The sequence below is a fragment of the Gillisia xinjiangensis genome (assembly GCF_046298265.1).
GTDB classification, from domain to species: domain Bacteria; phylum Bacteroidota; class Bacteroidia; order Flavobacteriales; family Flavobacteriaceae; genus Gillisia; species Gillisia xinjiangensis.
In genome coordinates, this window is record NZ_JBKAHK010000007.1 from 107,701 (window position 1) to 119,473 (window position 11,773).

Annotated in this window: 10 protein-coding genes; 2 read left to right on the forward strand and 8 right to left on the reverse strand. The window is 36.2% G+C overall.

Translation table 11 applies throughout. The annotated features are described in order from the left end of the window. Positions 1 to 70 precede the first annotated feature (70 nt). The 8 genes from ACKGJN_RS12955 to ACKGJN_RS12990 form a co-directional block, all read right to left on the reverse strand. Positions 71 to 478 carry a hypothetical protein gene (locus ACKGJN_RS12955; protein ID WP_409539966.1) on the reverse strand — a complete coding sequence of 136 codons (408 nt, stop codon included), beginning with the start codon at positions 476 to 478 and terminating at the stop codon, positions 71 to 73. A 154-nt stretch (positions 479 to 632) separates the two neighbouring features. Beyond that, positions 633 to 1,436 (reverse strand): hypothetical protein, encoded by an 804-nt coding sequence (locus ACKGJN_RS12960; RefSeq protein WP_409539967.1) that lies wholly within the window; start codon positions 1,434 to 1,436, stop codon positions 633 to 635. 46 nt (positions 1,437 to 1,482) lie between these two features. Continuing rightward, the gene (locus ACKGJN_RS12965; RefSeq protein ID WP_409539968.1) at positions 1,483 to 2,673 is read right to left on the reverse strand and encodes a methionine adenosyltransferase; all 1,191 of its coding nucleotides are present in this window, start codon (positions 2,671 to 2,673) and stop codon (positions 1,483 to 1,485) included. 232 nt (positions 2,674 to 2,905) lie between these two features. Further along, the gene (locus tag ACKGJN_RS12970; RefSeq protein ID WP_409539969.1) at positions 2,906 to 4,873 is read right to left on the reverse strand and encodes an OmpA family protein; all 1,968 of its coding nucleotides are present in this window, start codon (positions 4,871 to 4,873) and stop codon (positions 2,906 to 2,908) included. 69 nt (positions 4,874 to 4,942) lie between these two features. Further along, a complete protein-coding gene (locus ACKGJN_RS12975) occupies positions 4,943 to 7,378 on the reverse strand; it encodes an InlB B-repeat-containing protein (RefSeq protein WP_409539970.1) in 2,436 nt (811 codons plus the stop codon). A 303-nt stretch (positions 7,379 to 7,681) separates the two neighbouring features. Further along, on the reverse strand, positions 7,682 to 8,242 hold the full coding sequence (locus tag ACKGJN_RS12980; RefSeq protein ID WP_409539971.1) for a helix-turn-helix domain-containing protein: 561 nt from the start codon (positions 8,240 to 8,242) through the stop codon (positions 7,682 to 7,684). A gap of 515 nt (positions 8,243 to 8,757) precedes the next feature. After that, the gene (locus tag ACKGJN_RS12985; protein WP_409539972.1) at positions 8,758 to 9,429 is read right to left on the reverse strand and encodes a hypothetical protein; all 672 of its coding nucleotides are present in this window, start codon (positions 9,427 to 9,429) and stop codon (positions 8,758 to 8,760) included. A gap of 175 nt (positions 9,430 to 9,604) precedes the next feature. Continuing rightward, positions 9,605 to 10,321 carry an SDR family oxidoreductase gene (locus tag ACKGJN_RS12990; RefSeq protein WP_409539973.1) on the reverse strand — a complete coding sequence of 239 codons (717 nt, stop codon included), beginning with the start codon at positions 10,319 to 10,321 and terminating at the stop codon, positions 9,605 to 9,607. 268 nt (positions 10,322 to 10,589) lie between these two features. Between ACKGJN_RS12990 and ACKGJN_RS12995 the strand changes: the two genes are divergently transcribed. After that, complete coding sequence (locus ACKGJN_RS12995; protein WP_409539974.1) at positions 10,590 to 10,967, forward strand: hypothetical protein; 378 nt, start codon at positions 10,590 to 10,592, stop codon at positions 10,965 to 10,967. Positions 10,968 to 11,056: 89 nt separating this feature from the next. After that, positions 11,057 to 11,674, forward strand: coding sequence for a YqaA family protein (locus ACKGJN_RS13000; protein WP_409539975.1), 618 nt, complete (start codon positions 11,057 to 11,059; stop codon positions 11,672 to 11,674). Positions 11,675 to 11,773 lie beyond the last annotated feature (99 nt).

Here is an 11,773-nt window from a genome sequence, read left to right on the forward strand (position 1 = left end):
ACTATTCAAAAATTAGCCACGAATGCACGAATAAAAATATTTTTGAATACCGAAGCGCCTTTTTATACGATTATTTCCAAATTGAATTTCCTTTCATTTTTTTCCAGAGGGTATTATCATCGGTTTTTATTAATAGAGTGGGGTTTAATATTTCAAAAATTATTTCGCCGGTAGGAATCTCAAAATTTGGTTCAAACGTCAATATTAAAAGATCTCCCTGTATTTTGTAAGTGCCATCCCAAAGAATATCCGTCAACATGATTCGAACTTTTCTATCCTTGATAAAGTCAATTTGTTGATGGCAGTTGTGAAAAAAATCAGGTTCTGGCTGGGCATCCAAACATTCCTGCTCCGTTTCAAAATAAGGATGAACAAAGCTTTTGTTTTGAAACATGCTTTGCCTTACACTTGACCCAACCTGGGAACAAGCTGTAATCAGCAATAGAATCAATAGAAAAATTGGACTTTTTGGTTTCATTGCAAATGAAGTTTAAAACCCTTAAAAACTCGTATAATTTACCTAAAATCAGCCAATTATATCAATTAAATTAGTGAAATTTAATTTAAGAATATCATAAATAATTGGTTGAAAAGGGTTGTTCACCTATTCTGAATGGCTTGTAAAATTTTTGTCAATAATCTGATGAGATCAGCATTAATTCAGGTTCGGCAAGAATGGGACGCTCTATCTTTTTTTCTACCCCTAGCAGGTATAAAATAAAACCCGGCCCAGATCTTATCCTGCCAACCTCCCATTCAAAATCATCCTTGTTTTTAAGTTCATTGATCATATCATTCATTTTTTCTTCCGAATAAGTCCTAAGTGAGGAAACGATTCCATCCCTCCAAACAAACAAAGAAACCAAAGGAATTATATAAGTGAATAATAGTCTACCCAATTTAAAAGGTTTTATAAATAATGAGGTCAATAAAACCGAAACCGGTGAAAGGAACATAGCCAGCAAACTTACAAAGCTTCTCTCCTGCCCTTCAAATATCGCGATGGGGCTTTTGGAACCTACTGCATTCTGCAATATTATTTTTGCGCCCTCAGGTTTGAAATGATGAAATGTCAGGAAAAAAGTTCTTAGCCCCTTTAGATGATTGGGTAAATTCCGTGCATCAACTGGAGTTTTGATATAGCCTATATTATCTGACTTTCCTTTGGCGAGTTCCAGGGCATCGATATTTGGGAAATAATCTGTTAGCGAAATTTTAAGTCCCGGATTATGCTTTTTCAGTGTTTTATTTAATTTCGGCAATGGACCTCCTCCTCCGGAACCCAGATCGATGATTTGATAAGTTCCACTTTTTTCCAGGCCTTTTTGAAGGATTATAATAATGGGATGGAACATATTTGTAAGGTTGGATAAAAACTGTAAAAAGTCGGTTCCGTAATCTCTAAGGAAATCGGGAAACCAATTGAGGTCCTTCAAATTCAAATAAGTGTATGCGTCCCATTGCTATATTTCAAATTTCTACTTAAGGGGAAATCGATTCGTCCTTTTCAAAAATTATTTTTTTCCAATATTGCGGAACTTCCTTCAATTGTTCCATCACTAAATCCCTGATCTTCTCAGGATCTGATTTTATATTTTTCAGTTTGATATGAAGCAATTGTGGTTCATTTATTGGCTTCCCTATTTGTGATACGATAAATACATTTGCTTCTTCTGAAAAATCATTCTCAACAATCAAACGACTGAGATCCATGGCAAAATAATTGTAAATTTTTCCGATGTGGCTTACCGGGTTTTTTCCGGAGGTTGCTTCCAGGCTCATTGGGTGATACGGAGTTATAAGTCCGTTGATGCGATTTCCGCGGCCTACCTGCCCATCATCACCGTTTTCCGCACTTGTCCCGGTTACAGTGAGATAAATGCTTTCACGGCCGTAATCATCTGCTGTATTTATATCAATAACAGAATCATTCAAATTCAGGCTATTTCGAATGTATTCCTTTATTATATTAATTTTTGATATATAATCCTCAAGGCTTGAAATATATTTATCGACCATGGCAATGGCGATCGTAAAATTGGATTTTCGATGATTTTTCACTCCCATAACCTTGATATCCTCTCCAACAAAAGGGAATTTTAATTTTGTTTCCTGACTATTCAAAAGGGCTTCAATTTCAATTATTGTTCTCTCCAGGTTCGTAGTTGGGTAATAGCCTACCCCGAAGGAAGTGTCGTTTGCCAGTGGGGTCTCCCCTTTTCCAAACCTGCTGAACAAGTCTACCAGATCCTTGCTTCCCATCCGAATTCTTGAGGTGATTTGAATACCAAGATCAGAATCCAGATGGCATATATTCAATTTCAACCATTTTTTTGCTGTTTCAATGGCGATCTCTTCTACGGGAATTTTTTTATCCTTAACCTGATGTGTTGCCCTACCGGCAATTATTAAAGATATGGGCTCCAAGATGTTCCCGCCTTTATAAAGTGGTTGGGATTGTCCACCTATTAAAAGAGCTTTATCTACATTGTGGTGCATGATCGCACCAAAATCCTTGAGGTAATATTTTGAAAGTTCAACCGAAATTTGTTCGGTGATTAATTCGCATATAGTATCAGGATGGCCCAGACCTTTGCGTTCGGCGATCTCAATTCCGGAAGAAGTTATAGACTCTATTATAATCCTGTTCCTGCCATTACCAGTATCATTCATAGTAGAGAGAGAATTAAGAATTTTTAAAATTTGTTCCTATTCCGAAAACTGAATCAAAAACCCCGGGGCAAGTCTACAAGGTATGAATTGAAAAATGCTTTTAAAGATTCGAGGCTTGCCTCGGGGAATTAAACCCTCAATGAGGGATTTAAAGTACTGAATTTCTGAAACAAAAAAAAGGATCTGGTTTTTACACCAAATCCTTTCTCAGAAAATTTTTCTCTGTTATTCCTTATAGAGCTTTATTGTCCGGAAGAAGATCAATTACAACCGTACGATTGTATGAACGTTCTTCGGGAAGTGTATTTCCAAAAGGTGATTTGGCAACATCCTCGCCAAATCCTTTTACTTCGAAGGTAACATCACTTCTGTTTGAATTTGAGAGTACCTTTTCAAGAATTTTCTTAACATTGTTTGCACGGGCTAAAGATAATTTTTGATTGTGCTCTGTCTCTCCAATAACATCGGTATGCCCCTGGATAATAACCTTTCCGTTTTTAGGAATTTTTGGCGCTACAATCTCGCTAAGATACTTTTCGTACATAGAGATTGCTGTGGCATCATCAAATTCATAAAGAATACTAAATCTCATCCCCTCTTCCAATTCAGATGGAGTCCAAAGTACTACGTTGATGTTGGATTCTTCAGTTACGATCTCTCCTTCTGGAGTTGTTCCAATCATTTTAACTTTGAAGTCTCCATTAGGGCTGTTTCCTAAAATGGTTATTCCTGGAATACTCACTACCTCTTCAGTATAAGGACCATACGTTTTTACCATCCCTTTGTCATCTGTAAGCTCCAGTTTCCAGGTTGAAAAAGCTTCTTTAGCCCCTTCGGTTTTGAAAGTTACATAACTTGTAGCTGGCGCTTCCTGAATACCTCTTAATTGAACCGGCTTCATTGCTGCATTTGGCCCGCTTTGGAATGCCATGAGCAATTCTGGCGAATTACTTTCGATAGAAACCCTTCTGTCCTCTTCACGAAGAAGATCCAACTCATTTTTCCCACCTGGTTTTAAAGAAGCGATTTTTGGATTTTTTCTTCCTTCAACAGCAATTCTTGTATCCTCTATAGCAAATACATCTACCAAATATTTTTTAACAGACGCTGCCATTAATTTTCCGTCTTCCGGACCTTTTTCTGATGATCCAACCAACGTGATGCTTGAGGAAGGATTTTTTTCCATACGGTCACCAAGAATATTCAAGACATTGTAATAAACCGTCATTTCACGTTTTGAACGACCGGATAAATCTTTAGGAGATTTTACTTCAACCTGATCTTCTTTGAAATCTTTTACCTGATCTTTTTTTAACAACACATACCTATTTGAGATCTCTGTAGATTCTTTTTCGAAAAATACATAGTTACGCAATGGGAAAGTTTCAGAAACTATTTTTTCCCCAGGTTTGTTCACAGGAGAGTTCACTGTAAATCCAACTACGGGCGCTACAACTTCAGCTTCTTCAATCACCGATTTGCGTCCCATACCAAACTTAAGTGCAGCACCAACTCTTACAGTAGTGATGTTCCATGATTCTGTTGCTCTTGGATTCTCACCGAAATAGGGTTGAAAAGATACAAAAGGCGAAAGCACAAATTGTGTTTTTTGCATATTTGAAGAAAGTGGAATATCAATTCCCGCTCCTACCTGCATAGAGATAATTGTGTTCTCTACATCACCAAAATCAGCGTTAACAGCAGGGCCGGCTATTTGCTCAGGAAAATCAGGATTGGTTCCTTTTTCGTATGTAAAGGATTTATCTAAATTGAAAGCCACTCTTGGTCCACCATAAACATATAAGCCGTTTTTGAAAGGCGCAAACCGCAAACTAGGTTCAACAGTAATATAACTTAGGTCTGTACTAAGATCCATAGGACAGTTACAAGGTGAAATTACCTGATCCCAATCCCCCTGACGATTGTCATAGCCTGTTTGTAACATGATTCCCCAAACCGAATTTTGGAAATGATATTCTACAAGAGGGGCTGCAAAAAGTCCAATCCCATCACCATCTTTAAAAGCGGTGGGTACTGTCAAATTAGAATTTAAGCGTTGAGTAGTACCTTCATAGAAATTGAAGTTCGCTCCGGCCGCTACACCAAACAACCAGGTTGGTTTTTCGTATTGAACTTCCTGAGCCATAGATGGCATTTGGAAACCTAATGCGATTAAAATTATAAATAGTATTTTTTTCATAATTGAAATGAATTGAATTTTTTGATTTTTAATAAATCCCCCGCCAATTGGAGGGGGATAATTATTTATTTAGTTTGACGGCTTAACAATTGCATTTGCGTTTAAAGTAACTGCCGATTGTGCTAATAATCTTCCTTTAACTGAAGAGCGTGTATTTACAGAGATCAATGTTTGAGATAAAATATTCCCGCTGAAATCAACGTCTGTTCCAAGCATAGCACCTGCACCTGCAACCACCCAGTATATATTATCGGCTTTTGCGCCATTTATCAGGATGATTTTAGTATTGTTGGCTATAGTAAGGTCTCCAGCGATTTGGAAAACAAATTTAGCGCAATCTACACCGCCACCATCTAATGTTACACTATTGGTTACTGAAAGTCCTGATGACCATTTATATACACCTGAAGCCAATGTTTGACCATTAATATTTCCAGCCAAAAGTTCAGTTTGATCCGGAGCTATACCATTTGCGGTAGTAAATGCCGTTTCCATATTGCCTACAGCTGTGGTTAAATTAGCCGGAGTTGGAGACGTATAATCTGAGGCGTAAACTCTTCCAGTCACCAAACTTGAAGTTGAATAAGTACCATCAGTTGAACGAGTTAAACCAAATCCTGTTATTGCTGTTGAGGTAATAGGACTTACTCCCATATCACCTGTCACCGTAGTTACACCTGTAGTTGAAATTCCAGATTTCGCCAATATTGCATAATTACCGGCCAATCCTAAATCTACTGCAGGATCTGGACATATTTGACCAGCATTTGCTATTTGCGTAAAGTTCGCAGTGATATTCTTGTTAGAATTCATTACCACTGTTATCTGATTGTTAGATCCAGAAGCATCTACACTCCAGTTTGAAAATTCATAGTTTGGATCTGGTGTTGCGGTAAGAACAACCTGATCTCCATAATTGTACGTTTGCTGTTCAGGATTTACATCTACATTTCCGTTTTGGGCAGTTACATTCAATGTGAATGCGCTTTCAATAGGTGTAAAGTTAGCAGTGATATCTTTATCACTGTCCATAGTCACTGTCAATGGATTTGCAGATCCACTGGCATCACCACTCCACGATGAAAATTCATATCCATCGGCTGGAATAGCCTCAAGGATAACCTGATCTCCATCATTGTAAGTTTCCTGATTTGGATCTTTTTCAACACTTCCGTTTTCTGCGGTGACACTCAATGTGAATGAACTTTCAATAAGCGTGAAGTTAGCAGTGATATCTTTATCACTGTTCATAGTTACTGTTATCGTATTGCTGCTGCCAGAGGCATCTCCACTCCACGATGAAAATTCATATCCATCAGCTGGAGTAGCGGTAAGGACAATTTCTTCTCCAACATTGTAATTATCCTTATTTGGATTTTCATCAACAGTTCCGTTTTCTGCGGTAACATTTAAACTGTAAGTTGTTCTAACCTCAAAATTGGCAACTAAGGTAGTATTTGCAGTTAATTCAAATGTATAACTTGAATTTGTTGATACTTCCTCTCCGTTTGCTGTCCAGTTTACAAAAGCATATCCTGTATTTGGTGTTGCAGTAACAGTTATGTTAGTTTCAGCATCAAATGAACCAGATCCATTTGTTGATCCACCCGCCGCAGGATTTGCAGATAAAACTACTGCAAATTGATCTCCAGGTATTTGGCTATAATTTGCAACCAAAGTTCTGTTTCCTGTCAAAACAAATTGATAACTTGAACTTGTGGAAGCAATAGTTTCACCTTCTGTCCAATTGACAAAAACATATCCTGGATTTGGCAAAGCAGAAACAGTTGCTGTTGAATTTTCGGTAAATTGACCAGATCCGTTTGTGGTTCCGCCTGCAATTGGGCTTGAAGAAAGATTTATTCTGAAATTCCCTAAAACAACTTCTTCAAAATTAGCCACTAAAGCTATATTTCCATCCATTTCGAACTGGTAGCTTGAACTTGTAGAAACTACAGTGCCATCGACAGTCCAGCTGGTAAAAGTATAACCTTCGCTAGGGATTGCAGCAACTGTTACCGTAGATCCATTTGAAAATGAACCCGCTCCAAGAAGCATTCCACCGGCTTCCGGTGTTGCAGATAAGGTGATTTCAGGAATGGTTGTAAAGGTCCATACATAATTTTGTTGCAATGCATTGCCTAAAAAATCCTTTATAGACGTGGTCACAATTGCTGTGTAGGTCGTGTTTGGCTCAAGATTAGCAGAAGGTGTGAAAGATGCCGTCATACCTGAATAGGTTACGGTTCCGACCACTGAAGATGATCCATCAACTGTGAAAGTTTGTTCATTGATGGTTTCAGGGTCTACCTCTTCATTAAAAGTTACGGTAATCACCTGGTCCAGTGGTACATTGATATCACCATCCTCGGGGACTGTTGATAAAACAATTGGACATACTCCAACGATCTCCACGACATCATCTTTGGAACACCCGGTTATTAAAAGTACCATTGCGAAGGCAAAAGCCAAGGCAGAGGTTAAATGTAATTTTTTAAAATGCATATATTTTTCTTTAGGTATTGTTACTGGAAAGGGGCCAGTTGCGAAATAATTTTCACGGCTCAAAGGTGATCTAAAGGATTATGCAAAGTGTTACATAAATCACACTATTGGCAATTATTTAACTATAAAAATAAAGATGCAGTGCTGGTCTTATTTTAAGCCTTATAAAACATAAAAAGCACATAAAATAAGTATTTTGAGGGAACTAACACAGAAGAAAAAGTATATGAAAGCTGATAAAGTTATTGAAATTATGGCTTTGGAGTTAGTATAATTTTAGGTAAAAATTCTGGTTAATATTAGTTAGAAGGTTTCCAATAATGCTGCTCGTTTTTGATTTAGTAGTTTATAAACAGAAGGAGAAAAGCCTGTAACTTTTTTAAACTGACTGGATAAATGCGCCACACTGCTGTAATTTAGTTTATAGGAGATCCCGGAAAGATTGAGATCATCAAGCAAGATTAACTCCTTAACCCTTTCAATTTTGTTGAAAATAATATATTGTTGTATTGTAACCCCTTTTACTTCTGAAAATATATTGGCCAGGTAGGTATAATCATAATTTAATTTTTTGCTTAAGTATTCAGAATAATTAAGAACAGAATACTTCTCAGAATATTGGATCATTTCGAGAATTGCATTTTTGATTTTTTCAATCAAAATACATTTTTTTTCCTCATGCAGTTTCAGTCCACATCTTAAAAGATTTTCTTTAAATTGATTTCGCTGTTTTAAAGTTAGTTCGTGATAGAGCTCAACAACTCCAGCATCAATAAACCTAAATGGTATTTCCAGCCTTTCCAGTTCTTTTTCAACCTTCCTTTTACATTGAACACCAACCATATTTTTAATAAATAACTTCATAGTACCTTTATTAAGTATGTAATTCAGTTTTTCAAAATAACCTACTTGATGGTTTACTTCACTTATAGATCATCAAAAACAATTCTTATTAAGTAAAAAATATAAAGACAGAGCTTTCTTACATAGCACGGTGAATTGTAATCAGGATTAAAATTAGTCCTATTAGAGCGAAGATAAAGGTAATTGGGATAGTCTTGGGATAGAGTTGGCATTAACAATTAGGCATTTATACCGATTATAATTGTATTTTATCGAGGAACAGGAATGTTAACTTTTTAAATTTATATTAAGAAATAATTTACATTTGTCTAATCCACTGATTGTTGTGAACTTGCTTTAAGGATCTTTTTAAATTCATTGCAAAGAATGAAATGGTTTCAGCAGAAATTTTGTTGTCTTTTCATCGATTCGAAAGGTTAAAAAACAAAAAAATGCTGCTAAGATATTTAGCAGCATTTTAAAGAACTTGTCTTTAAATCAAAAACCCTCAATGAGGGATTCAACAATTCTGGTTTTTATGAATCATCTTCGGTTTCTTCTATTTCACCTTCCCATTCTGAAGCTATAACCTCTTCTTTTTTGATCAAATTTCCTGATGTGGTTATTTTAAAATGGTTTTCATTTAAAATTTGTAATTCCCAAATAATATTTTCTGCTTCCGGAAATTCAACGCTCCCGTTCATTTGTTCTTCAAATAAACGTTTAATAATATTCCTGTCGGAAAGGCCATCATTAAATAATCGCAACAGCATTTCTTTGGTTAGGGTGATATCGTTATTTTTGTCCAAAGCGGTAACGGAACATTCGATGATGGTAGCGCTGGAGCTTGGGAATTTTCCATTGTAAGCCTTAAACAGCAATTGAGTGATATGGAATAATGTGGATTGCAATTCCATTTCCGGATATTCCTCACAAACGGTATCTATTAACATATCGTTTGCGATCTGGTCGATTTGCCCTTCCGATAGCTGTTCGCCCAATTTGTAATCCAGGGCTAATTTAGCAGCTTCCGAAGGCTCAAAATCTGTTATAGCCATAAATAATAATTCCCTTAAATTTTCGGCTTTGGAATCTTCTGCATCCGGATAATTGAATTTTTCCAGCAACTGAACATAATCTTCTTTTTGCCAGTATTCCTTGATTTCATCAACAGTATGGATGCTATCTATTTTTATTTTGTATTTCATCTTTAAATTTTATTCGGTTGTTTAATTTACCTGTGGGTCATGATAAGCATTTCTTAACTACAAATTTACCTGTATGCAGCCAAAATTTTACTAATATTTATTTGAGGATACCTGGTATTTTACAAAAGAAAGGCAGCAATTTAATTTGCTGCCTTTCAGGAAAACTATAAAATCTTTATTTTGAGGGTGGTTGAGAAGGCCTAACCTCAATTTTACTTGGCAAGGTGCGGGGATTCATCTTTAACAAATCAACAACCAATTCTCCTATATCCTCGATCTGGATTTTCCAGGAATCTTTTTCTGATGGTTCATGATCGTTAAAATGTGTCGCCACAGATCCCGGCATAATGGTACTTACATTTATTCCAAGATTTCTTAAATCCAACATAACAGACTGTGTCATTCCGGTTACACCAAATTTACTGGCATTATATGCAGATCCTCCGGCAAAGAAATTTGTTCCGGCAAGACTTGAAATCGTAATCACATAACCTTTTGACTTTTTTAATCCGTCCAGGGAAGCTTTTATACTATAAAAAACTCCGCTAAGATTCGTGTCTATAGTTTGCTTCCAATCCTCTATTGAAAGATCTTCTACGGAAGCAAAATGGCCTACTCCGGCATTGGCTACCAGAACATCCAGTTGCCCCCAGGTGTCAATGACTTTTTTTACAGCCCGCTGCTGACTTTCATAATCCCTTACATCAGCTTCAAGACCTAAGGCCTCTCCACTGCCAACTTTTGAAAGCTCTTTGGCTGCCTTTTCTGCAGCATCATTTGAGCGACTTGTAATGGCTACATTCATTCCCAATTTTATAAGGGCTTCTGCAACTCCGTACCCTATTCCTTTACTCCCACCTGTTATAAGTGCCACTTTTGATTTAAATTCCATTTGGTCTAATTTTTAATGAGTCTAAAACTACTAAAGAAGCAGCTCCCTTTAAAATTTAAAGTTCTAATTAATTGTTAATACTATTAAGTTTATAGCCATAGTACAGGGAATGAGGGACAAAGATTTAAAATTTAAATCTTTTATAAATATTAGCTAAAATTGTTTTGAAAATACTTTAAAGCACTAACTTTGCTATCATTCAAACCCACACATATCGCATGTGTTGAAGGTTGAAATTTAAGTGTAACGAATTATAAAATCAAAAAAATTGAATAATCCCAAAGCTCAAAAATTACTCGATAAAATACAACGTGATCTAATGCGAAATGGAATTGTTGTAAATACCATTGTTAGCGATTTAAAAGAATTAAGACCTTATGCAGTAGAAGAAGAAGATCCACTTCTTGCTAAAGTTATACGGTTAACTTATGAGCATATTGAAAACTACCAGACATTTGCCATTTCTATTCCCGAGGATGAGCCTGTTGATGAACTGGAAGATGAAGATGAATCTGAAACATCTGTAACCCCGGAAGAAAGTCTTGATTATCTTCTGTCATTGATGAACGACACATCCATCAAGAATAATGAAATGGATCTAAGGGAATACAGCCGGGATCTACAGGAATATGAAGAAGAAAATTAAATACATTCCCACTAATCTACTATTTTTGTTTTGAAGTACGTTTTGAGACAAAAATAGTAGGATCTGAAATCCAATAAAGAAAAAATTTAATGAAGAAGGATGCGAAATCTAAAAAGAAGTCGCGCATAAAATTGCTGCACCAGTATTACGGCTATACGGGGTTTTATAAATTTGTTGGAAAAAGTGTCAAAAAGGCGATTATTCCAATAATCCTTGTCATTGCCGGAATATTCGCCGTAGATTATTTTGTTCTTGATTTAAATAAATTATTGGTTACTGTTACTGAAACCTTTTCTCCAGTTGGTATTCTTAGTGTTTTTTTTATTTCAGAATCCATATTAGGACTTGTACCTCCCGAACTTTTCATTGCCTGGGCAGGGAAATCTTTATATCCTATTTCATTTCTTACACTTTTGGCTTTAGCTTCCTATTTGGGAGGTATTGTTTCTTATTTCATAGGTGTTGGGATTACCAAAATACCTGCATTTAAAAACCAAATTGAAACAAACCTGGGAAAACATATTAAAAACACCCGAAAATGGGGTGGTTTCCTAATTATTGTTGGTGCCTTGCTCCCTATTCCATTTGCGATGACAAGTATTGCTGCAGGAATTATCCGTTTCCCATTTCCAAGTTACCTTCTGTTTGCATTGCTTAGGTTCGTAAGGTTTTACCTTTACGCACTTGTAATTTTTGAAATGGTTTAAGAAAGCATAAGAATACCCGTACTTCAAATAATGCTGTTTTATTCTCTTCAAAGCAGCATAACCCATTTTTCGGAAAATTACAAGTATCCCAATATCCAT